General features: G+C 59.8%; 20 protein-coding genes, 4 tRNA genes and 1 rRNA gene. All 25 read left to right on the top strand.

Features of this window, described 5'->3' with window-relative positions; genetic code table 11:
• Window positions 1-35 precede the first annotated feature (35 nt).
• The 25 genes from rrf to rplW all read left to right on the top strand — a co-directional run bounded on the left by rrf (window position 36) and on the right by rplW (window position 22,959).
• Window positions 36-151, top strand: a 5S ribosomal RNA gene (gene rrf, locus N0B71_RS11405).
• Between the two features lie 134 nt (window positions 152-285).
• Complete coding sequence (gene birA, locus N0B71_RS11410) at window positions 286-1,230, top strand: bifunctional biotin--[acetyl-CoA-carboxylase] ligase/biotin operon repressor BirA (protein ID WP_259759020.1); 945 nt, start codon at window positions 286-288, stop codon at window positions 1,228-1,230.
• Window positions 1,220-1,969, top strand: coding sequence for a pantothenate kinase (locus tag N0B71_RS11415; RefSeq protein ID WP_259759021.1), 750 nt, complete (start codon window positions 1,220-1,222; stop codon window positions 1,967-1,969). The genes birA and N0B71_RS11415 overlap by 11 nt, the downstream gene beginning before the upstream one ends.
• A gap of 9 nt (window positions 1,970-1,978) precedes the next feature.
• The gene (locus N0B71_RS11420; protein WP_259759022.1) at window positions 1,979-2,659 is read left to right on the top strand and encodes an SPOR domain-containing protein; all 681 of its coding nucleotides are present in this window, start codon (window positions 1,979-1,981) and stop codon (window positions 2,657-2,659) included.
• A gap of 141 nt (window positions 2,660-2,800) precedes the next feature.
• Window positions 2,801-2,885 (top strand) — tRNA-Tyr (locus tag N0B71_RS11425).
• A 25-nt stretch (window positions 2,886-2,910) separates the two neighbouring features.
• Window positions 2,911-2,984, top strand: a tRNA-Gly gene (locus tag N0B71_RS11430).
• Window positions 2,985-3,003: 19 nt separating this feature from the next.
• Window positions 3,004-3,079: transfer RNA gene (locus tag N0B71_RS11435), tRNA-Thr, on the top strand.
• 83 nt (window positions 3,080-3,162) lie between these two features.
• A complete protein-coding gene (gene tuf / locus N0B71_RS11440) occupies window positions 3,163-4,356 on the top strand; it encodes an elongation factor Tu (RefSeq protein ID WP_065327628.1) in 1,194 nt (397 codons plus the stop codon).
• A 53-nt stretch (window positions 4,357-4,409) separates the two neighbouring features.
• A tRNA-Trp gene (locus N0B71_RS11445) sits at window positions 4,410-4,485 on the top strand.
• A gap of 44 nt (window positions 4,486-4,529) precedes the next feature.
• A complete protein-coding gene (gene secE / locus N0B71_RS11450; RefSeq protein WP_088421640.1) occupies window positions 4,530-4,898 on the top strand; it encodes a preprotein translocase subunit SecE in 369 nt (122 codons plus the stop codon).
• 9 nt (window positions 4,899-4,907) lie between these two features.
• Complete coding sequence (gene nusG / locus N0B71_RS11455) at window positions 4,908-5,441, top strand: transcription termination/antitermination protein NusG (protein ID WP_015475310.1); 534 nt, start codon at window positions 4,908-4,910, stop codon at window positions 5,439-5,441.
• 119 nt (window positions 5,442-5,560) lie between these two features.
• Window positions 5,561-5,992 carry a 50S ribosomal protein L11 gene (rplK, locus tag N0B71_RS11460; protein ID WP_017516427.1) on the top strand — a complete coding sequence of 144 codons (432 nt, stop codon included), beginning with the start codon at window positions 5,561-5,563 and terminating at the stop codon, window positions 5,990-5,992.
• Window positions 5,992-6,687: a 50S ribosomal protein L1 gene (gene rplA, locus N0B71_RS11465; RefSeq protein ID WP_017516428.1), complete on the top strand. Its 696-nt coding sequence runs from the start codon at window positions 5,992-5,994 to the stop codon at window positions 6,685-6,687. The genes rplK and rplA overlap by 1 nt, the downstream gene beginning before the upstream one ends.
• A gap of 202 nt (window positions 6,688-6,889) precedes the next feature.
• Window positions 6,890-7,390, top strand: coding sequence for a 50S ribosomal protein L10 (gene rplJ / locus N0B71_RS11470; protein ID WP_017516429.1), 501 nt, complete (start codon window positions 6,890-6,892; stop codon window positions 7,388-7,390).
• A 76-nt stretch (window positions 7,391-7,466) separates the two neighbouring features.
• Entirely contained in the window at window positions 7,467-7,835 is a 369-nt protein-coding gene (gene rplL, locus N0B71_RS11475; protein WP_015475314.1) for a 50S ribosomal protein L7/L12, read from the top strand.
• A 223-nt stretch (window positions 7,836-8,058) separates the two neighbouring features.
• Window positions 8,059-12,132, top strand: coding sequence for a DNA-directed RNA polymerase subunit beta (gene rpoB, locus N0B71_RS11480; protein WP_259759023.1), 4,074 nt, complete (start codon window positions 8,059-8,061; stop codon window positions 12,130-12,132).
• A 65-nt stretch (window positions 12,133-12,197) separates the two neighbouring features.
• Window positions 12,198-16,397 carry a DNA-directed RNA polymerase subunit beta' gene (rpoC, locus tag N0B71_RS11485; RefSeq protein WP_259759024.1) on the top strand — a complete coding sequence of 1,400 codons (4,200 nt, stop codon included), beginning with the start codon at window positions 12,198-12,200 and terminating at the stop codon, window positions 16,395-16,397.
• 154 nt (window positions 16,398-16,551) lie between these two features.
• Entirely contained in the window at window positions 16,552-16,923 is a 372-nt protein-coding gene (gene rpsL, locus N0B71_RS11490; RefSeq protein ID WP_015475317.1) for a 30S ribosomal protein S12, read from the top strand.
• Between the two features lie 84 nt (window positions 16,924-17,007).
• Window positions 17,008-17,478 carry a 30S ribosomal protein S7 gene (rpsG, locus tag N0B71_RS11495; RefSeq protein ID WP_138526794.1) on the top strand — a complete coding sequence of 157 codons (471 nt, stop codon included), beginning with the start codon at window positions 17,008-17,010 and terminating at the stop codon, window positions 17,476-17,478.
• A 30-nt stretch (window positions 17,479-17,508) separates the two neighbouring features.
• Window positions 17,509-19,638: an elongation factor G gene (gene fusA, locus N0B71_RS11500; RefSeq protein WP_259759025.1), complete on the top strand. Its 2,130-nt coding sequence runs from the start codon at window positions 17,509-17,511 to the stop codon at window positions 19,636-19,638.
• Window positions 19,639-19,667: 29 nt separating this feature from the next.
• On the top strand, window positions 19,668-20,861 hold the full coding sequence (gene tuf / locus N0B71_RS11505; protein WP_065327628.1) for an elongation factor Tu: 1,194 nt from the start codon (window positions 19,668-19,670) through the stop codon (window positions 20,859-20,861).
• Between the two features lie 155 nt (window positions 20,862-21,016).
• A complete protein-coding gene (rpsJ, locus tag N0B71_RS11510; protein WP_003243886.1) occupies window positions 21,017-21,328 on the top strand; it encodes a 30S ribosomal protein S10 in 312 nt (103 codons plus the stop codon).
• An 82-nt stretch (window positions 21,329-21,410) separates the two neighbouring features.
• Window positions 21,411-22,046, top strand: a complete 636-nt coding sequence (gene rplC, locus N0B71_RS11515; RefSeq protein ID WP_254471383.1) for a 50S ribosomal protein L3 — start codon at window positions 21,411-21,413, stop codon at window positions 22,044-22,046.
• A gap of 14 nt (window positions 22,047-22,060) precedes the next feature.
• Window positions 22,061-22,663, top strand: coding sequence for a 50S ribosomal protein L4 (gene rplD / locus N0B71_RS11520; RefSeq protein ID WP_017521904.1), 603 nt, complete (start codon window positions 22,061-22,063; stop codon window positions 22,661-22,663).
• Complete coding sequence (gene rplW, locus N0B71_RS11525; protein ID WP_015475322.1) at window positions 22,660-22,959, top strand: 50S ribosomal protein L23; 300 nt, start codon at window positions 22,660-22,662, stop codon at window positions 22,957-22,959. The genes rplD and rplW overlap by 4 nt, the downstream gene beginning before the upstream one ends.
• The last annotated feature ends 5 nt before the right edge of the window (window positions 22,960-22,964 follow it).

Here is a 22,964-nt window from a genome sequence, read left to right on the forward strand (position 1 = left end):
GCGTGCGCAACTGCCACGAGCGTCCTAAAGAATTGCTTGACGACCATAGAGCGTTGGAACCACCTGATCCCATCCCGAACTCAGTAGTGAAACGACGCATCGCCGATGGTAGTGTGGAGTTTCTCCATGTGAGAGTAGGTCATCGTCAAGCTCCTATCCCAAGACCCCTGGTCAGCATCGCTGGCCGGGGGTTTTGCTTTTGCGCGCGAAAAACTGGAGCCATTGCCGCGTAGGCAAGCCAGGCGTGCGTCTATATGATGCGTGCCTGACTGTTGCGGGGGTGATATGCAGACCTTGCTGAAATTGCTGAGCGATGGCCGCTTTCATTCCGGAGAGGAGCTGGGTGCTCTGCTCGGAGTAAGTCGCAGCGCTGTCTGGAAGCGCCTTGAGGGGTTCGAGCGTGACTACGGTATCGTCGTGCAGCGAGTGCGCGGCCGTGGTTATCGCCTGGAAGAGCCGCTGAGTATCATCGCGCCGCGGGCTCACGACGGTGCGTGGCCGCTCGATGTTCTGTTCTCCATCGACTCCACCAATGCCGAGGTGCTGCGACGCCTGTCCGCCGGAGCTATCGCGCCGTTTGCCATTCTGGCTGAGCGGCAGACTGCCGGGCGGGGTAGGAGAGGGCGTCAATGGGAAAGCCCCTTTGGTGCCAACCTCTATTACACCCTCGGTATCACGGTGCGCGGCGGTGCCCAGGAACTGGAGGGGCTGAGCCTGGTTGTCGGCCTTGCCGTTGCAAAAGCCATCCAGGCGCTCGGCGTGAAGGATGTCGGTCTCAAATGGCCCAATGACGTTCTGGTGGGCGGCAAGAAGATTGCCGGCATCCTGCTGGAGCTCACGGGTGATCCTGCTGATATCTGCAGTGTCGCAATAGGCATCGGCATCAACGTGAATATGCGTAAGGCCGAAGCGATCGACCAGCCCTGGACGTCGGTGCGTGAGGCGCTGGGGCGTCTGGTCGACCGCAATGATCTGCTGCAGGCGCTGGAGTCCGAGCTCGCGCATGCGCTCTCTCGCCATCGCGAAGACGGTTTTGCTGCCACTCGCGAAGAGTGGGAATCCCTTCATCTATGGCAGGGGAAACAGGTCACGCTGTCCACTGTCGCCAATAATATCGTTGGGCGTGCGCTCGGCATCGACGAGAGAGGCGCGCTGCGTCTACTGGTCGATGGCAAGGAGCAGAGCTACAGCGGAGGCGAGCTGAGTCTGAGGTTGTCGGATGATTCTTGAGTTGGATTGCGGAAATAGCCTGATCAAGTGGCGGGTCGTCAGAAAGCATGACCTGGTGACCATCGCCGGGGGCGTGGCTGATTCCGATCAGGCGCTGCTCGCACAGCTGCAGGCGAACGATGTGGTGGATATTCGCTATTGCCGCATGGTCAGTGTGCGTAGCGAGCAGGAGACCGATGCGCTACGGGTCGGCCTGGAAGGCGCCTTCCCCATTAAGGTGCAGATTGCCACGCCGGCGACTGAACTCAGCGGCGTGACGAATGGCTATCGTGAGTATCAACGCCTTGGCATGGATCGCTGGCTGGCTTTGGTGGCGGGGCACTGCCTGGCGGGCCGTGGATGCCTCGTGCTCGACCTCGGTACTGCGGTGACGTCGGATCTGGTGGATGGCGCCGGTAAGCATCTCGGGGGCTACATCGCTCCCGGCATGCCGCTGATGCGTAGCCAGCTGCGAACCCATACACGCCGTATTCGCTATGACGACGACGCTGCCCATGAGGCGCTGCAGAATCTGCTGCCGGGCCAGGAAACGTCCGAAGCGGTGGAGCGTGGCTGTGTGCTGATGCTGCGCGGTTTTGTACGGGAGCAGATCGAGCTTGCCAACAGGCTGCTGGGCGAAGATTGCGCCGTGTACCTCACTGGCGGCGACGCCGAGCTCGTCAAGGACGAGTCGGCTCGTGCAGTCGTGCTTCCGGATCTGGTGTTTCTCGGCCTGGCGCTTGCCTGTCCGATCGAGTGAGTCTCATCGATGCGTTGGTTCTTCCTCTTCCTGCTTGCCCTCAACGTCTTCTATTTCGTCTGGCATCAACAGCAGACGCCGCTTCGGCCGAAGGAGATAGCGCCGCTCAGCCTGTTCCACAGCGAGCAGAAGAATATTCGGCTGCTCAGTGAGTCGGCCGAGGCGCCGAAGCGCCGTTCGGTAGAAGAGAAGCCGGCGGCTGCCCAGGCCTCCGCCTGCGTGTACCTGGGCAGTTTCCCCGCTGAGGAGCGTGCCCGGCAGTTGGTGCAGCGTTTGCTGAGCCTCGATGTTCAGGCGTCGGTTCAGGCGGTGGATGCCGCCGCCGGCGTCGACTATTGGGTGTACCTGCCGCCGCTGGCTTCGCGCCAGGCTTCTCTATGGCAGCTGCGCGAGCTGCAGGCACGCAAGATCGACAGCTACATCATCACGGAAGGGGATCTCACTGACGGCATCTCCCTGGGGATATTCCAGCGCAAGGATTCCGCGGACAGCGTCGTGGAGCGTTTGAAATCGGCAGGTTACGACGCGTTAGTGCGCGAGCTGGCTCGCTCGCAGCATGACTACTGGGCGCAGGTAACGCCCGAAAGCGCGCGTCTGGTGGATGACTCGCTGGTGCGTCAACTGGCCCCGGATTTCCCGGAACTGCAAAAACAAACAATGCCGTGCAAAAACGTTGCAAGCCCTCAGTAGTTTGAATAGAATGGCGCCCGCTTCACAGGGGTGGCCTGAAAAGGCCGAACACTGGAAGCCGTTGTCGAAGAGCTAAGCTCAAGTTTTTTAAAGAAAAACAGTTGACAACGCGGTGGCAGGCTGTAGAATGCCGCCTCACTCGGAGGGGTTCCCGAGCGGCCAAAGGGATCAGACTGTAAATCTGACGTCTCAGACTTCGAAGGTTCGAATCCTTCCCCCTCCACCAGTTTCAAGCGTGAGCCGCAAGCTCCGCGGGTATAGTTCAGTGGTAGAACCTCAGCCTTCCAAGCTGATGATGCGGGTTCGATTCCCGCTACCCGCTCCAAGTTTGTTGCTTATGTCTTGCTCATGTAGCTCAGCTGGTAGAGCACACCCTTGGTAAGGGTGAGGTCAGCGGTTCAAATCCGCTCATGAGCTCCATCTCGCAAAGGCAGATATGAAAATATCTGCCTTTGTTTTAATGGTGACGTGACTTTCTCAATTCCTTACGGGAGGCGGTCAAGATGGCTAAAGAAAAGTTTGAGCGTAACAAGCCGCACGTCAACGTCGGCACCATCGGTCACGTTGACCACGGCAAAACCACTCTGACCGCTGCTCTGACCAAGGTCTGCTCCGAGACCTGGGGCGGCTCCGCTCGCGCTTTCGATCAGATCGACAACGCGCCGGAAGAGAAGGCTCGTGGTATCACCATCAACACCTCTCACGTTGAATACGACTCCCCGGTACGCCACTACGCTCACGTAGACTGCCCGGGCCACGCCGACTACGTGAAGAACATGATCACCGGTGCTGCCCAGATGGACGGCGCGATCCTGGTTTGCTCGGCTGCTGACGGCCCCATGCCGCAGACCCGCGAGCACATCCTGCTGTCCCGCCAGGTAGGCGTTCCCTACATCGTCGTGTTCCTGAACAAGGCCGACATGGTTGACGACGCCGAGCTGCTGGAACTGGTCGAAATGGAAGTTCGCGATCTGCTGAACACCTACGACTTCCCGGGCGACGACACTCCGATCGTGATCGGTTCCGCTCTGATGGCTCTGAACGGCCAGGACGACAACGAGATGGGCGTTTCCGCCGTGCGCAAGCTGGTAGAAACCCTGGACTCCTACATCCCTGAGCCGGTTCGTGCAATCGACCAGCCGTTCCTGATGCCGATCGAAGACGTGTTCTCGATCTCCGGTCGTGGCACCGTGGTAACCGGCCGTGTTGAGCGTGGCATCGTCAAGGTCCAGGAAGAAGTGGAAATCGTCGGCATCAAGGCGACCACCAAGACCACCTGCACCGGCGTTGAAATGTTCCGCAAGCTGCTCGACGAAGGTCGTGCTGGTGAGAACGTCGGCGTCCTGCTGCGTGGCACCAAGCGTGAAGACGTAGAGCGTGGCCAGGTTCTGGCCAAGCCGGGCACCATCAAGCCGCACACCAAGTTCGAGTGCGAAGTGTACGTGCTGTCCAAGGAAGAAGGTGGTCGTCACACCCCGTTCTTCAAAGGCTACCGTCCGCAGTTCTACTTCCGTACCACCGACGTAACCGGCAACTGCGAACTGCCGGAAGGCGTTGAGATGGTCATGCCGGGCGACAACGTGAAAATGGTTGTCACCCTGATCGCTCCGATCGCCATGGAAGATGGCCTGCGCTTCGCGATCCGCGAAGGCGGCCGTACCGTTGGCGCCGGCGTGGTTGCCAAGATCATCGAATAATCGATTGATCTTTCCCTCTCGGGCCGGCATAATGGTCGGCCTGACTTTGTTCTAGGCCAGTAGCTCAATTGGCAGAGCGGCGGTCTCCAAAACCGCAGGTTGGGGGTTCGATTCCCTCCTGGCCTGCCAGATTTCTCAAGATCTGGCATTTCTTTAAACGGGATTCCTAGCAGATGAATGCGAAGGTAGAAGCCAAAGAGTCGCGTCTTGATCTCTTGAAGTGGCTTGTGGTTGCAGTGCTGGTGGTGGTGGCTGTGGTTGCCAACCAGTATTACTCGGCGCAACCGATCTTCTATCGCGTTCTCGGTATTCTCGTCATGGCGGCTGTCGCTGGCTTCATCGCGCTGCAGACCGTCAAGGGGCGTGCATTCTTTACCTTGGCTAAAGAGGCTCGCGCCGAGATTCGCAAGGTTGTATGGCCGTCTCGTCAAGAGACAACTCAGACCACGCTGATCGTAGTGGCAGTAGTGCTGGTAATGGCGCTGGTGCTGTGGGGGCTCGACTCCCTGCTGGGTTGGCTGGTTTCCATGATTGTAGGTTAAGGGTGTTCCGTGGCTAAGCGTTGGTACGTTGTGCATGCCTACTCGGGTTACGAGAAGCATGTCATGCGCTCGCTGATCGAGCGGGTCAAACTGGCCGGCATGGAAGATGGGTTTGGTGAGATTCTCGTCCCCACCGAAGAAGTGGTGGAGATGCGGAACGGCCAGAAGCGCAAGAGTGAGCGCAAATTCTTCCCGGGCTATGTCCTGGTGCAGATGGAAATGAACGAGGGTACTTGGCACCTGGTCAAGGATACTCCTCGCGTCATGGGTTTCATTGGTGGTACTGCCGACAAGCCGGCGCCGATCACCGACAAAGAAGCTGATGCCATCCTGCGTCGCGTTGCCGATAGCGGCGACAAGCCGAAGCCGAAGACCCTGTTCGAGCCGGGCGAGACTGTTCGCGTGATCGACGGTCCGTTCGCTGACTTCAATGGCGTCGTCGAAGAAGTTAACTACGAAAAGAGCCGGATCCAGGTCGCTGTGCTTATTTTCGGTCGCTCTACCCCGGTAGAGCTGGAGTTCAGCCAGGTAGAGAAAGTTTAACTGGCACAATGAATCCCACACCCCGCAGCCCTAGGCTGCGGGGTTTTGTCGTCATTGGGATAAACGCGAAAGCAACCGGGGAGCCCGTCAGGGCGCTTGACCCGAATTTGGAGTAGCAAATGGCTAAGAAAATCCAGGCTTACATCAAGCTGCAAGTAAAGGCCGGCCAGGCCAACCCGTCGCCGCCCGTCGGCCCGGCTCTGGGTCAGCACGGCGTGAACATCATGGAATTCTGCAAGGCGTTCAACGCCAAGACCCAGGGCATGGAACCTGGTCTGCCGACTCCTGTGATCATCACCGTTTACAGCGACCGCAGCTTCACCTTTGAAACCAAGAGCACCCCGGCATCCGTTCTGCTGAAAAAAGCAGCCGGCATCACCAGCGGCTCCGCTCGTCCGAACTCCCAGAAAGTGGGCACCGTTACCCGTGCTCAGCTGGAAGATATCGCCAAGGCCAAGCAGGCTGACCTGACCGCTGCTGACCTGGACGCTGCCGTACGTACCATCGCTGGCTCCGCGCGCAGCATGGGCCTGAACGTGGAGGGTGTGTAATGGCTAAGCTGACCAAGCGTCAAAAGGCTATCGCCGAGAAAGTTGAAGCCGGCAAGCAATACGGCTTCGAAGACGCCGCCAAACTGCTGGCCGAGCTGTCGACCATCAAGTTCAAGGAGTCCGTGGACATCGCCATCAATCTGGGCGTTGATCCGCGTAAATCCGACCAGGTCGTACGTGGCGCCACCGTTCTGCCGAACGGCACCGGCAAATCCGTACGCGTTGCCGTCTTCACCCAGGGTCCTGGTGTTGAAGCTGCCCTGGCTGCTGGTGCAGACAAGGTTGGCATGGACGAACTGGCTGCCGAAATGAAAGCCGGCGACCTGAACTACGACGTCGTTATCGCCTCCCCGGACGCGATGCGTGTTGTAGGCCAGCTGGGCCAGGTTCTTGGCCCGCGTGGTCTGATGCCGAACCCGAAAGTCGGCACCGTGACCCCGGACGTCGCTACCGCCGTCAAGAACGCCAAGGCCGGTCAGGTACGTTTCCGTACCGACAAGAACGGCATCATCCACGCTTCCGTTGGCAAGATCGACTTCGAGCCGGTCAAGCTGAAGCAGAACGTGGAAGCGCTGCTGAGCGATCTGAAGCGTCTGAAGCCGTCCTCCTCGAAGGGCGTGTACGTTCAGCGCGTTACCCTGAGCACCACCATGGGCCCGGGTCTGCAGATCGATCAGGCTTCGCTGGAAGGCTGATGAACTAAGTCGAACAGTGGGTTCGCCCACTGTTCGCAGGTATTGGGGTCCCTGCCTGGCGGGGGCTATCCAAGACCGTAGGCGGCGCAAGCCTTAAACCTCAAGCCTACGCAGATGGTGCTCCCGATTCGTTTACCGAATCAGACACCAAAACGCCGTCCGGCTCCGGCTGGACGAATCGGTAACATCCAGGAGTAAACCCGTGGCAATTAAACTCGAAGACAAGAAGGCCATCGTCGCTGAAGTCAACGAGGCTGCCAAAGCCGGTCTGTCCGCTGTCGTGGTTGATGCACGCGGCGTGACTGTCGGCGCAATGACCGGACTCCGTAAAGAGGCCCGCGCAGCTGGTGTGTACGTGAAAGTCGTACGTAACACCCTGCTCAAGCGCGCCGTTGAAGGCACTCAGTTTGAAGTGCTCAACGACACGTTCAAGGGCCCGACCCTGATTGCTTTCTCCAACGAACATCCGGGCGCTGCCGCTCGTATCTTCAAGGAGTTTGCCAAGGGTCAGGACAAGTTCGAGATCAAGGCGGCCGCGTTCGAGGGTCAGTTCCTCGCAGCCAATCAGATCGACGTGCTGGCGACCCTGCCGACCTACAACGAAGCTGTTGCACAGCTGATGAGCGTGATCCAAGGCGCTACCAGCAAGCTGGCTCGTACTCTGGCGGCAATTCGCGATCAGAAAGAAGCTACCGCAGCCTAAGGCTCGGCATCTGCTTTCACCCTTTTTTGTTTAATTCGATGGCCTTAGGCCGTCACCCAATACAGGAATTAGAGTCATGGCTCTGACCAACGAAGACATCATCTCCGCCGTATCCGAAATGTCCGTCATGCAGATCGTTGAACTGATCAAGGCGATGGAAGAGAAGTTCGGCGTTACCGCTGCTGCCGCTGTTGCTGCTGGCCCGGCTGTTGCCGCTGCCGCTGCTGAAGAGCAGACCGAGTTCACCATCGTTCTGGCCGAAGCTGGCGACAAGAAAGTGAACGTGATCAAGGTCGTCCGTGAACTGACCGGCCTGGGCCTGAAAGAAGCCAAGGCTGTCGTTGACGGCGCCCCGGGCGTGGTCAAGGAAGGCGCTTCGAAAGAAGAAGCCGAAGCTGCCAAGAAAGCCCTGGAAGAAGCAGGCGCCAAGGTCGAGCTCAAGTAAGTTCGGACCTTGCGTCTACAGCCCGAGCGTTAAGCGACAGGCTGATGGCTGGTGGCAAATGCCACCGGCCTTTTTCCGTTATGGGTGGGGTACCGTGGGTGCCCTTCCATAACGGGAAAATCCCGCCACGACTGGCGGCGCAAACCTAGGGTTTGCACGATTTTTGGGCTGCTCCCCGCGCGGGAGAGGCCAATCAAGCAGGTGACCAAGCTGGGGAACGCTGATGGCTTACTCATACACTGAGAAAAAACGTATCCGCAAGGACTTTAGCAAGTTGCCGGACGTCATGGATGTGCCGTATTTGCTGGCCATCCAGCTGGATTCCTATCGCGAATTCCTGCAGGCCGGCGCGAGCAAGGACCAGGTTCGAGACATCGGCCTGCATGCGGCCTTCAAGTCCGTTTTCCCGATTATCAGCTATTCCGGCAATGCTGCCCTGGAATACGTCGGCTACCGTCTGGGTGAGCCGGCATTTGACGTCAAGGAATGCGTACTGCGTGGTGTGACCTTCGCCGTCCCGCTGCGTGTGAAAGTGCGCCTGATCATTTTCGACAAAGAATCGTCGAACAAAGCGATCAAGGACATCAAGGAACAGGAAGTCTACATGGGGGAAATCCCCCTGATGACCGAGAACGGTACCTTCATCATCAACGGTACCGAGCGTGTCATCGTTTCCCAGCTGCACCGCTCCCCGGGTGTGTTCTTCGACCACGACCGTGGCAAGACCCACAGCTCCGGCAAGCTGCTGTACTCCGCTCGTATCATTCCGTACCGCGGTTCCTGGCTGGACTTCGAGTTCGACCCGAAGGACTGCGTGTTCGTTCGTATCGACCGTCGCCGCAAACTGCCGGCTTCCGTCCTGCTGCGCGCGCTGAACTACAGCACCGAGGAAATCCTCAACGCGTTCTATGACACCAACGTCTTCCAGATCAAGGGCGAAACCCTGAACCTGGAACTGGTGCCCTCGCGTCTGCGTGGCGAGATCGCCAGCTTCGACATCAAGGATGCCAGCGGCAAGGTCATCGTCGAAGCGGGTCGTCGTATCACCGCACGTCACATCAACCAGCTCGAGAAGGCTGGCATCACCCAGCTGGAAGTGCCGTTCGACTACCTGATTGGCCGCACCGTGGCCAAGGCCGTCGTGCACCCGGCCACCGGCGAGATCATCGCCGAGTGTAACACCGAGCTGACTGTCGACGCCCTGGCCAAGATCGCCAAGGCTCAGGTCGTGCGCCTGGAAACCCTGTACACCAACGACATCGACTGCGGTCCGTTCATCTCCGACACGCTGAAGATCGACTCCACCAGCAACCAATTGGAAGCGCTGGTCGAGATCTATCGCATGATGCGTCCCGGCGAGCCGCCGACCAAGGAAGCCGCAGAAACGCTGTTCGGCAACCTGTTCTTCAGCGCCGAGCGTTACGATCTGTCCGCTGTTGGCCGCATGAAGTTCAACCGCCGCATCGGTCGCACCGAGATCGAAGGCCCGGGCGTCCTGAGCAAGGAAGACATCGTCGAGGTCCTCAAGACCCTGGTTGCCATCCGTAACGGTAAAGGCATCGTCGACGACATCGACCACCTGGGTAACCGTCGCGTCCGTTGCGTGGGCGAGATGGCCGAGAACCAGTTCCGTGTTGGCCTGGTGCGTGTAGAGCGCGCGGTCAAGGAACGCCTGTCGATGGCCGAAAGCGAAGGCCTGATGCCGCAGGACCTGATCAACGCCAAGCCGGTGGCTGCCGCGATCAAGGAGTTCTTCGGTTCCAGCCAGCTGTCGCAGTTCATGGACCAGAACAACCCGCTCTCCGAGATCACCCACAAGCGCCGCGTCTCCGCACTCGGCCCAGGTGGTCTGACCCGTGAGCGCGCGGGCTTCGAGGTTCGTGACGTACACCCGACCCACTACGGCCGCGTGTGCCCGATCGAAACCCCTGAAGGTCCGAACATCGGTCTGATCAACTCCCTGGCGACCTATGCCCGCACCAACAAGTACGGCTTCCTGGAAAGCCCGTACCGCGTGGTGAAGGACGGTCTGGTCAGCGACGATATCGTCTTCCTGTCCGCCATCGAAGAAGCTGACCACGTCATCGCTCAGGCCTCTGCGACCCTGAACGAAAAGGGTCAACTGATCGACGAACTGGTTGCCGTACGTCACCTGAACGAATTCACCGTGAAGGCGCCGGAAGACGTCACCCTCATGGACGTTTCGCCGAAGCAGGTCGTTTCCGTCGCTGCCTCGCTGATTCCGTTCCTCGAGCACGACGACGCCAACCGTGCACTCATGGGTTCGAACATGCAGCGCCAGGCTGTACCGACCCTGCGCGCCGACAAGCCGCTGGTAGGTACTGGCATGGAGCGCAACGTCGCCCGTGACTCCGGTGTCTGCGTGGTTGCCCGTCGTGGCGGCGTGATCGATTCCGTCGATGCCAGCCGTATCGTGGTCCGCGTGAACGATGACGAAGTCGAGACTGGCGAAGCCGGCGTCGACATCTACAACCTGACCAAGTACACCCGTTCCAACCAGAACACCTGCATCAACCAGCGTCCGCTGGTGCAGAAGGGTGACAAGGTTTCGCGCAGCGACATCCTGGCCGACGGCCCGTCCACCGACATGGGTGAACTGGCTCTGGGTCAGAACATGCGCGTCGCGTTCATGCCCTGGAACGGCTTCAACTTCGAAGACTCCATCTGCCTGTCCGAGCGCGTGGTCCAGGAAGATCGTTTCACCACGATCCACATCCAGGAACTGACCTGCGTTGCCCGTGACACCAAGCTCGGCCCAGAAGAAATTACCGCGGACATCCCGAACGTGGGTGAGGCTGCGCTGAACAAGCTGGACGAAGCTGGCATCGTCTACGTCGGCGCCGAAGTACAGGCCGGCGACATCCTGGTCGGCAAGGTCACTCCGAAAGGCGAGACCCAGCTGACTCCGGAAGAGAAGCTGCTGCGCGCGATCTTCGGTGAGAAGGCGTCCGACGTGAAGGACACCTCCCTGCGCGTGCCGACCGGCACCAAGGGCACGGTGATCGACGTACAGGTCTTCACCCGCGATGGCGTTGAGCGCGACAGCCGCGCCCTGTCCATCGAGAAGATGCAGCTGGACGAGATCCGCAAGGACCTGAACGAAGAATTCCGCATCGTCGAAGGCGCAACCTTCGAGCGTCTGCGCTCCGCTCTGGTCGGTGCCAAGGCCGACGGCGGTCCTGCCCTGAAGAAAGGCGCAGAGATCACCGACGAGTACCTGGACGGCCTCGAGCGCGGCCAGTGGTTCAAGCTGCGCATGGCGGAAGATGCTCTGAACGAGCAGCTGGAGAAGGCCCAGGCCTACATCAGCGACCGCCGTCAGCTGCTGGACGACAAGTTCGAAGACAAGAAGCGCAAGCTGCAGCAGGGCGACGACCTGGCTCCGGGCGTACTGAAGATCGTCAAGGTCTACCTCGCTATCAAGCGCCGCATCCAGCCGGGCGACAAGATGGCAGGCCGCCACGGTAACAAGGGTGTGGTCTCCGTGATCATGCCGGTCGAAGACATGCCGCACGATGCCAACGGTACTCCGGTCGACATCGTTCTGAACCCGCTGGGCGTACCGTCGCGTATGAACGTCGGCCAGATCCTCGAAACCCACCTGGGCCTCGCGGCCAAGGGCCTGGGCGAGAAGATCAACCGCATGCTCGAAGAGCAGCGCAAGATCGCCGAGCTGCGTGTGTTCCTGAACGAGATCTACAACGAGATCGGCGGCCGCCAGGAGAACCTGGACGAGCTGAACGATAACGAGATCCTCGCTCTGGCCAACAACCTCAAGGGCGGCGTGCCCATGGCTACCCCGGTGTTCGACGGTGCCAAGGAACGCGAGATCAAGGCCATGCTGAAGCTGGCCGATCTGCCGGAGAGCGGTCAGATGCGTCTGTATGACGGCCGCACCGGCAACCAGTTCGAGCGTACGACCACTGTGGGTTACATGTACATGCTCAAGCTGAACCACCTGGTCGATGACAAGATGCACGCACGTTCCACCGGCTCCTACAGCCTGGTTACCCAGCAGCCGCTGGGTGGTAAGGCGCAGTTCGGTGGCCAGCGTTTCGGGGAGATGGAGGTCTGGGCGCTGGAAGCCTACGGTGCCGCCTACACCCTGCAGGAAATGCTGACCGTGAAGTCGGACGACGTGAACGGCCGTACCAAGATGTACAAGAACATCGTGGACGGGGATCACCGCATGGAGGCCGGCATGCCCGAGTCCTTCAACGTGCTGATCAAAGAGATCCGCTCGCTCGGCATCGATATCGAACTGGAAACCGAATAACACGTGACGTCAGACGGTGCGGCTGGTCAAAGCCGGTCGCACCGGGTCCGTGAGGAGGAAAGGCCTTGAAAGACTTGCTTAATCTGTTGAAAAACCAGGGTCAGATCGAAGAGTTCGATGCCATCCGTATTGGCCTGGCCTCGCCCGAGATGATTCGTTCCTGGTCCTTCGGCGAAGTCAAGAAGCCGGAGACCATCAACTACCGCACCTTCAAGCCGGAGCGCGATGGCCTGTTCTGCGCCAAGATCTTTGGCCCGGTGAAGGACTACGAGTGCCTGTGCGGTAAGTACAAGCGCCTGAAGCACCGCGGTGTGATCTGCGAGAAGTGCGGCGTGGAAGTCGCGCTGGCCAAGGTGCGCCGCGAGCGCATGGGCCACATCGAGCTGGCCTCGCCGGTCGCCCACATCTGGTTCCTGAAGTCCCTGCCGTCCCGTATCGGCCTGCTGCTGGACATGACCCTGCGTGACATCGAGCGCGTGCTCTATTTCGAGAGCTACGTGGTGATCGATCCGGGCATGACCACCCTGGAAAAGGGCCAGCTGCTGAACGACGAGCAGTACTTCGAAGCCCTCGAAGAGTTCGGTGACGACTTCGACGCCCGCATGGGTGCGGAAGCCGTTCGCGAGCTGCTCAACGCTATCGATCTGGAGCACGAGATCGGCCGCCTGCGCGAAGAAATTCCGCAGACCAACTCGGAAACCAAGATCAAGAAGCTGTCCAAGCGCCTGAAGCTGATGGAAGCCTTCCAGGGCTCCGGCAACCATCCCGAGTGGATGGTGCTGACCGTCCTGCCGGTACTGCCGCCGGACCTGCGTCCGCTGGTTCCGCTGGATGGCGGCCGCTTCGCGACCTCGGATCTGAACGATCTGTATCGCCGCGTGATCAACCGTAACAACCGTCTGAAGCGCCTGCTCGACCTGGCCGCTCCGGACATCATCGTGCGCAACGAAAAGCGCATGCTGCAGGAAGCCGTCGACGCCCTGCTGGACAACGGCCGTCGCGGCCGTGCCATCACCGGCTCGAACAAGCGCCCGCTGAAGTCCCTGGCCGACATGATCAAGGGCAAGCAAGGTCGCTTCCGTCAGAACCTGCTCGGCAAGCGCGTGGACTACTCCGGCCGTTCGGTTATTACCGTTGGTCCGACCCTGCGTCTGCACCAGTGCGGTCTGCCGAAGAAAATGGCTCTGGAGCTGTTCAAGCCGTTCATCTTCGGCAAGCTGGAAGGTCGTGGCATGGCCACCACCATCAAGGCCGCCAAGAAGATGGTCGAGCGCGAGCTGCCGGAAGTGTGGGACGTTCTCGCTGAAGTCATCCGCGAACATCCCGTACTGCTGAACCGTGCGCCGACCCTGCACCGTCTGGGCATCCAGGCGTTCGAGCCGGTACTGATCGAAGGTAAGGCCATCCAGCTGCACCCGCTGGTCTGCGCCGCGTACAACGCCGACTTCGACGGTGACCAGATGGCCGTGCACGTTCCGCTGACCCTCGAGGCTCAGCTGGAAGCGCGCGCGCTGATGATGTCCACCAACAACATCCTGTCGCCCGCCAACGGCGAGCCGATCATCGTTCCGTCGCAGGACGTGGTAATGGGTCTGTACTACATGACCCGTGAAGCGATCAATGCGAAGGGCGAGGGCATGGCGTTCGCCGACCTGCAGGAAGTTGACCGTGCCTACCGCAGCGGCCAGGTGTCCCTGCACGCCCGCGTAAAAGTGCGCATCAACGAGAAGATCAAGAACGAAGACGGCTCGCTGACCGCGAACACCCGTATCGTCGACTCCACCGTCGGCCGTGCGCTGCTGTTCCAGGTTGTCCCGGCTGGCCTGCCCTTCGACGTGGTCAACCAGTCGATGAAGAAGAAGGCGATCTCCAAGCTGATCAACCACTGCTACCGCGTGGTGGGTCTGAAGGACACCGTCATCTTCGCTGACCAACTGATGTACACCGGCTTCGCCTACTCGACCATCTCCGGTGTGTCGATCGGCGTGAACGACTTCGTCATCCCGGACGAGAAGGCTCGCATCATCGATGCCGCCACCGAGGAAGTGAAGGAGATCGAGAGCCAGTACGCCTCCGGCCTGGTAACCCAGGGCGAGAAGTACAACAAGGTGATCGACCTCTGGTCCAAGGCCAACGACGAAGTCTCCAAGGCGATGATGGCCAACCTCTCGAAAGAGAAGGTGACCGATCGCGAAGGCAAGCAGGTCGACCAGGAGTCCTTCAACTCCATGTACATGATGGCGGACTCCGGTGCGCGGGGTTCCGCGGCCCAGATCCGTCAGCTCGCCGGTATGCGTGGCCTGATGGCCAAGCCGGACGGCTCCATCATCGAGACCCCGATCACCGCGAACTTCCGTGAAGGCCTGAACGTACTCCAGTACTTCATCTCCACTCACGGTGCTCGTAAAGGTCTGGCGGATACCGCACTGAAGACCGCGAACTCCGGTTACCTGACCCGTCGTCTCGTCGACGTGGCCCAGGACCTGGTGGTGACCGAGATCGACTGCGGCACCGAGCACGGCCTGGTCATGTCCCCGCACATCGAAGGCGGCGACGTGGTAGAGCCGCTGGGTGAGCGTGTACTCGGCCGCGTGATCGCTCGCGACGTGTTCAAGCCGGGCAGCGACGACGTGATCGTCGAAGCCGGTACCCTGATCGACGAGAAGTGGGTCGATTACCTCGAGCAGATGAGCGTCGACGAAGTCGTTGTGCGTTCGCCGATCACCTGCGAAACCCGTCACGGCATCTGCGCCATGTGCTACGGCCGCGATCTGGCCCGTGGCCACCGCGTGAACATCGGTGAGGCTGTCGGCGTTATCGCTGCCCAGTCGATCGGTGAGCCGGGTACCCAGCTGACAATGCGTACCTTCCACATCGGTGGTGCGGCCAGCCGTACCTCCGCCGTGGACAACGTCCAGGTCAAGAACGGCGGCACCATCCGCCTGCACAACCTGAAGCACGTAGAGCGTGCCGACGGCGCCCTGGTAGCGGTTTCCCGTTCCGGTGAGCTGGCGGTCGCCGACGACTTCGGTCGTGAGCGCGAGCGCTACAAGCTGCCGTACGGTGCGGTGATTTCCGTGAAGGAAGGTGACAAGGTCGACCCGGGCGCCATCGTCGCCAAGTGGGACCCTCACACCCACCCGATCGTCACCGAGATGGACGGTACCGTGGCCTTCGTGGGCATGGAAGAGGGCATCACCATCAAGCGCCAGACCGACGAACTGACCGGTCTGACCAACATCGAGGTGATGGATCCGAAGGATCGTCCGGCTGCCGGCAAGGACATTCGTCCGGCCGTGAAGCTGATCGACGCCGCAGGCAAGGATCTGCTGCTGCCGGGTACCGACGTACCGGCCCAGTACTTCCTGCCGGCGAACGCCCTGGTCAACCTCAACGATGGCGCCAAAGTGCGTATCGGTGACGTGATCGCGCGTATCCCGCAGGAAACCTCGAAGACCCGCGACATCACCGGTGGTCTGCCGCGCGTTGCCGACCTGTTCGAAGCTCGTCGTCCGAAAGAGCCTTCGATCCTGGCGGAAATCAGCGGCACCATCTCCTTCGGCAAGGAAACCAAGGGCAAGCGTCGCCTGGTCATCACTCCCACCGACGGTAGCGATCCGTACGAGGAGCTGATTCCGAAGTGGCGTCACCTGAACGTGTTCGAAGGTGAACAGGTAAGCCGTGGTGAAGTGATCTCCGACGGCCCGAGCAACCCGCACGACATTCTCCGTCTGCTGGGTGTCAGCTCGCTGGCCAAGTACATCGTCAACGAGATCCAGGACGTTTACCGTCTGCAGGGCGTGAAGATCAACGACAAGCACATCGAGACCATCCTGCGCCAGATGCTGCGCAAGGTCGAAGTGGCCGAGTCGGGCGATTCGTCCTTCATCAAGGGCGACCAGGTCGAACTGGTTCACGTGCTGGAAGAGAACGAAGTACTGGGCACCCAGGACAAGTTCCCGGCCAAGTACGAGCGCGTCCTGCTGGGTATCACCAAGGCCTCGCTGTCCACCGAGTCGTTCATCTCGGCGGCCTCCTTCCAGGAGACCACCCGCGTCCTCACCGAGGCGGCGGTCACCGGCAAGCGCGACTTCCTGCGCGGCCTGAAGGAGAACGTGGTCGTGGGTCGTCTGATCCCGGCAGGTACCGGTCTGGCTTACCACAGCGAGCGCAAGCGTCAGCGTGACCTCGGCAAACCGCAGCGCGTGAGCGCGAGCGAGGCCGAAGCAGCACTGGCCGAAGCGCTCAACCTGAGCGGTAACTAAGCCTCCTGCAAAGCCCCGGTTGTCTTGACAACCGGGGCTTTGTCTTGACTGGATTCCGTAAGCTCTTTAGTATCTTGTACCCCGAAAATTGGCAGGGCGCATGCTCTGCCCATTTTCGTTTTTAAGTGTCGTAAGACAATCAGTGGAGCTATAGATGGCAACTATCAACCAGCTGGTGCGCAAACCGCGCAAGCGCCTGGTAGACAAGAGCGGCGTTCCTGCCCTGCAGAACTGCCCTCAGCGTCGCGGCGTATGCACCCGCGTATACACCACCACCCCGAAGAAGCCGAACTCCGCACTGCGTAAAGTGTGCCGTGTTCGTCTGACCAACGGTTTCGAGGTTTCCTCGTACATCGGTGGTGAAGGTCACAACCTGCAAGAGCACAGCGTAGTGCTGATCCGCGGCGGTCGTGTAAAGGACCTCCCGGGTGTGCGTTACCACACCGTGCGCGGTTCGCTGGATACCTCCGGCGTTAAAGACCGTAAGCAGGGTCGTTCGAAGTACGGCGCGAAGCGTCCGAAGTAATTTTGTTTTCCTATTTTCTGAGTCGATAAGAGTAAGGTCGGGCATCGTCCCGGGCTAACCTGAAGACCGTTTGAGGGCTTATCAATGCCAAGACGTCGTGTAGCGGCCAAACGTGAGATCCTGGCCGATCCGAAATACGGAAGCCAGATTCTGGCGAAGTTCATGAACCACGTGATGGAAAGCGGCAAGAAAGCCGTTGCCGAGCGTATCGTTTACGGTGCTCTGGACAAGGTCAAAGAGCGCGGTAAAGGCGACCCCCTGGAACTCTTCGAAAAAGCACTCGACGCCATCGCTCCGCTGGTCGAAGTAAAGTCCCGCCGTGTTGGCGGTGCTACCTACCAGGTTCCGGTCGAAGTACGTCCGTCCCGTCGTAATGCACTGGCCATGCGTTGGCTGGTGGACTTCGCCCGCAAGCGTGGCGAGAAGTCCATGGCTCTGCGCCTGGCTGGCGAGCTGCTGGATGCCGCTGAAGGCAAAGGCGCTGCCGTCAAGAAGCGTGAAGACGTGCACCGTATGGCCGAGGCCAACAAAGCGTTCTCGCACTACCGCTTCTAATTACGGCAACAACACTTCTGCGAGGGCTTTATGGCTCGTAACACAGCAATCAACCGCTACCGGAACATTGGTATCTGCGCCCACGTTGACGCGGGCAAGACCACCACTACCGAGCGGATCCTGTTCTACACCGGTCTCAGCCACAAGATGGGTGAAGTACACGACGGCGCTGCTACCACCGACTGGATGGTGCAGGAGCAAGAGCGTGGTATCACCATCACGTCCGCTGCGATCACCACCTTCTGGGAAGGTTCGCGCGGCCAGTACGACAAGTACCGCGTAAACGTCATCGACACCCCCGGCCACGTAGACTTCACCATTGAAGTTGAGCGCTCCCTGCGCGTACTGGACGGCGCTGTCGTGGTGTTCTGCGGCACCTCCGGCGTTGAGCCGCAGTCCGAAACCGTATGGCGTCAGGCCAATAAGTACGGCGTTCCGCGTATCGTCTACGTGAACAAGATGGACCGCGCCGGCGCCAACTTCCTGCGCGTTATCGGCCAGATCAAGAACCGTCTGGGTCACACCCCGGTTCCGGTCCAGCTCGCCATCGGTGCAGAAGATGACTTCCAGGGTCAAGTCGACCTGCTGAAGATGAAGGCCATCTACTGGAACGAAGACGACAAGGGCACCTCCTATCGCGAGGAAGAGATTCCCGCTGAGCTGGTTGACCTGGCCAACGAGTGGCGCAACAACATGGTCGAGGCTGCTGCCGAGGCCAACGAAGAGCTGATGAACAAGTACCTGGAAGAGGGTGAGCTGTCGATCGAAGAGATCAAGGCCGGCCTGCGTCAGCGTACTATCGCCTGCGAAATCGTACCGGCTGTTTGCGGCTCCTCGTTCAAGAACAAGGGCGTGCCCCTGGTTCTCGACGCCGTTATCGACTTCCTGCCTGCTCCGACCGAGATTCCGGCGATTCAGGGCGTCCACCCGGACAGCACTGACGAGAACGAAATCCACGACGAGCGTCCGGCTGACGACAACGCGCCGTTCTCCGCTCTGGCATTCAAGATCGCCACCGACCCGTTCGTAGGTACTCTGACCTTCGTTCGCGTCTACTCGGGCGTTCTGGAGTCCGGCCAATCGGTCGTCAACTCCGTGAAAGGCAAGAAAGAGCGCGTTGGTCGTATGGTGCAGATGCACGCCAACCAGCGTGACGAGATCAAAGAAGTACGCGCTGGTGACATCGCTGCTCTGATCGGCATGAAGGACGTCACCACCGGTGACACCCTGTGCGACATCGAGAAGCCGATCATCCTCGAGCGTATGGACTTCCCGGAGCCTGTGATCTCGGTAGCTGTTGAGCCGAAGACCAAGGCTGACCAGGAGAAGATGGGCATTGCCCTCGGCAAGCTGGCTCAGGAAGACCCGTCGTTCCGCGTCAAGACCGACGAAGAAACCGGCCAGACCATCATCTCCGGTATGGGTGAGCTGCACCTGGACATCCTCGTCGACCGCATGAAGCGTGAATTCGGCGTTGAGGCGAACATCGGCAAGCCGCAGGTTTCCTACCGCGAAACCATCTCGAAGGACAACATCGAGATCGAAGGCAAGTTCGTTCGCCAGTCCGGCGGCCGTGGCCAGTTCGGTCACTGCTGGATCCGCTTCTCCGCTCCCGACGTGGACGAGAAGGGCAACATCACTGAAGGCCTGGTCTTCACCAACGAAGTCGTGGGCGGTGTGGTTCCGAAGGAATACATCCCGGCCATCCAGAAAGGCATCGAAGAGCAGATGAAGAACGGCGTTGTTGCCGGCTATCCGCTGATCGGCCTGAAGGCGACCGTCTTCGATGGTTCCTACCACGACGTCGACTCCAACGAGATGGCGTTCAAGATCGCCGCTTCCATGGCGACCAAGCAGCTGGCCCAGAAGGGCGGCGGCAAGGTTCTGGAACCGATCATGAAGGTGGAAGTGGTGACTCCTGAGGACTACATGGGTGACGTGATGGGTGACCTGAACCGTCGTCGTGGTCTGATTCAGGGGATGGAAGACTCGGTTTCCGGTAAGGTTATCCGTGCCGAGGTTCCGCTGGGCGAGATGTTCGGTTATGCAACCGACGTGCGTTCCATGTCCCAGGGTCGCGCTAGCTACTCCATGGAATTCTCCAAGTACGCTGAAGCTCCGTCGAACGTCGTCGAAGCTCTGGCCAAAAAACAAGCTTGATTCAGCTCTTTTAGTAAGAGGTTACTCTCGTGGCTAAAGAAAAATTTGAACGTAACAAACCGCACGTCAACGTCGGCACCATCGGTCACGTTGACCACGGCAAAACCACTCTGACCGCTGCTCTGACCAAGGTCTGCTCCGAGACCTGGGGCGGCTCCGCTCGCGCTTTCGATCAGATCGACAACGCGCCGGAAGAGAAGGCTCGTGGTATCACCATCAACACCTCTCACGTTGAATACGACTCCCCGGTACGCCACTACGCTCACGTAGACTGCCCGGGCCACGCCGACTACGTGAAGAACATGATCACCGGTGCTGCCCAGATGGACGGCGCGATCCTGGTTTGCTCGGCTGCTGACGGCCCCATGCCGCAGACCCGCGAGCACATCCTGCTGTCCCGCCAGGTAGGCGTTCCCTACATCGTCGTGTTCCTGAACAAGGCCGACATGGTTGACGACGCCGAGCTGCTGGAACTGGTCGAAATGGAAGTTCGCGATCTGCTGAACACCTACGACTTCCCGGGCGACGACACTCCGATCGTGATCGGTTCCGCTCTGATGGCTCTGAACGGCCAGGACGACAACGAGATGGGCGTTTCCGCCGTGCGCAAGCTGGTAGAAACCCTGGACTCCTACATCCCTGAGCCGGTTCGTGCAATCGACCAGCCGTTCCTGATGCCGATCGAAGACGTGTTCTCGATCTCCGGTCGTGGCACCGTGGTAACCGGCCGTGTTGAGCGTGGCATCGTCAAGGTCCAGGAAGAAGTGGAAATCGTCGGCATCAAGGCGACCACCAAGACCACCTGCACCGGCGTTGAAATGTTCCGCAAGCTGCTCGACGAAGGTCGTGCTGGTGAGAACGTCGGCGTCCTGCTGCGTGGCACCAAGCGTGAAGACGTAGAGCGTGGCCAGGTTCTGGCCAAGCCGGGCACCATCAAGCCGCACACCAAGTTCGAGTGCGAAGTGTACGTGCTGTCCAAGGAAGAAGGTGGTCGTCACACCCCGTTCTTCAAAGGCTACCGTCCGCAGTTCTACTTCCGTACCACCGACGTAACCGGCAACTGCGAACTGCCGGAAGGCGTTGAGATGGTCATGCCGGGCGACAACGTGAAAATGGTTGTCACCCTGATCGCTCCGATCGCCATGGAAGATGGCCTGCGCTTCGCGATCCGCGAAGGCGGCCGTACCGTTGGCGCCGGCGTGGTTGCCAAGATCATCGAGTAATCGCTGATCCGCTCCAGAAAAAGGGACCCTTCGGGGTCCCTTTTTTGTTGAGTTGGTTAAATATTGACACCCTCCAGGCGCATCCGTACAATTGCGCCTCCTTTTAACGGGCGGAGTCCGTCCGTTGGGAATGGCAACTTGGAGTCTGAGGTCAAATGCAAAATCAACAAATCCGTATTCGGTTGAAGGCTTTTGACCATCGCCTGATCGACCAATCTACCCAGGAAATCGTGGAAACCGCGAAACGTACTGGCGCTCAGGTGCGTGGTCCGATTCCTCTGCCGACCCGCAAGGAACGTTACACCGTGCTGATTTCCCCGCACGTCAACAAGGACGCTCGTGACCAGTACGAAATTCGTACCCACAAGCGTGTTCTCGACATCGTTCAGCCGACCGACAAAACCGTCGACGCGCTGATGAAGCTCGACCTTGCTGCTGGCGTCGAAGTACAGATCAGCCTCGGCTAATGCCCTCGGCATTGGTCGTGTAACGCTCTGAAATGGGCGGCCATAGCGGGTGAAAGCCCCGTACACTAAAGAGGTTCTAAAGATGACAATTGGTGTTGTCGGTCGTAAGTGCGGCATGACCCGCATTTTCACCGAAGATGGTGTCTCTATTCCGGTTACGGTCATTGAAGTCGAGCCGAATCGCGTCACCCAATTCAAAAACGAAGAGACTGATGGCTATCGCGCTGTGCAGGTAACTGCTGGCGAGCGTCGTGCTTCTCGCGTGACCAAGGCTCAGGCCGGTCACTTTGCCAAGGCGAATGTCGCCGCCGGTCGCGGCGTGTGGGAATTCCGTCTGGGCGAAGAGGAGTTCAAGGCAGGCGATTCCATCTCTGTCGATCTGTTCCAGGCAGGCCAGCTGGTAGACGTTACCGGTGAGTCCAAGGGTAAAGGCTTCGCCGGTACCATCAAGCGCTGGAACTTCCGTGGTCAAGATAACACCCACGGTAACTCCGTTTCCCACCGCGTCCCGGGTTCTATCGGCCAGTGCCAGACTCCTGGTCGAGTGTTCAAGGGCAAGAAAATGTCCGGCCACCTGGGTGCTGAGCGTGTAACCGTTCAATCCCTGGAAGTCGTACGTGTCGATGCAGAGCGCAATCTGCTGCTGGTCAAAGGTGCCGTTCCCGGCGCTACCGGTGGTGATGTGCTGGTGCGTCCGGCAGCCAAGGCTCGCGGTTAAGAGAGGAAGCTGAGATGCAACTGAATGTAAATGGCGCTCAGGCGATCGAAGTTTCCGAGCGTACCTTTGGTAGCGAATTCAACGAGACCCTGGTTCACCAGGCAGTCGTCGCCTACATGGCTGGCGGCCGTCAGGGCACCAAGGCTCAGAAGACTCGTTCCGAAGTCTCCGGTGGCGGCAAGAAGCCGTGGCGTCAGAAGGGCACCGGTCGTGCTCGTGCTGGCACCATTCGTAGCCCCATCTGGCGTGGCGGCGGCGCGACCTTCGCAGCCAAGCCCCAGGATCACTCCCAGAAGCTCAACAAGAAGATGTACCGCGCTGCTCTGCGCTCCATCCTCTCTGAGCTGGTTCGTCTGGATCGTCTGGTTGTCGTTGCCGACTTCGCTGTCGACGCACCGAAGACCAAGGGTCTGGTCAGCAAGCTGGAAGGCCTGGGCCTGAAAGATGTACTGATCGTCACCGAAGGCGTCGATGAGAACCTGTACCTGGCAGCTCGCAACCTGGCCCACGTCGATGTACGTGACGTCCAGGCTTCCGATCCGGTCAGCCTCATCGCCTACGACAAGGTGCTGGTCACCGTGTCTGCCGTGAAGAAGTTCGAGGAGCTGCTGGCATGAACCAGGAACGCGTATTCAAAGTGCTGCTGGGCCCGCATATCTCCGAGAAGGCCACTGGCCTGGCGGACGGCAACAGCCAATTCGTTTTCAAGGTTGCCACTGATGCAACCAAGCTGGAAATCAAGAAGGCCGTAGAAAGCCTGTTCGGCGTGAAAGTACGTCGCGTCACCACCCTGAACGTTCAGGGCAAGACCAAGCGTACCGTTCGCGGCCTGGGCAAGCGTAACGACTGGAAAAAAGCGTACATCGCTCTCCAGCCGGGCCAGGATCTCGATTTCGCAGCTGGCGCTGAGTAAAGGGG

The sequence above is a fragment of the Pseudomonas sp. GCEP-101 genome, from assembly GCF_025133575.1.
GTDB classification, from domain to species: Bacteria; Pseudomonadota; Gammaproteobacteria; order Pseudomonadales; family Pseudomonadaceae; genus Pseudomonas; species Pseudomonas nitroreducens_B.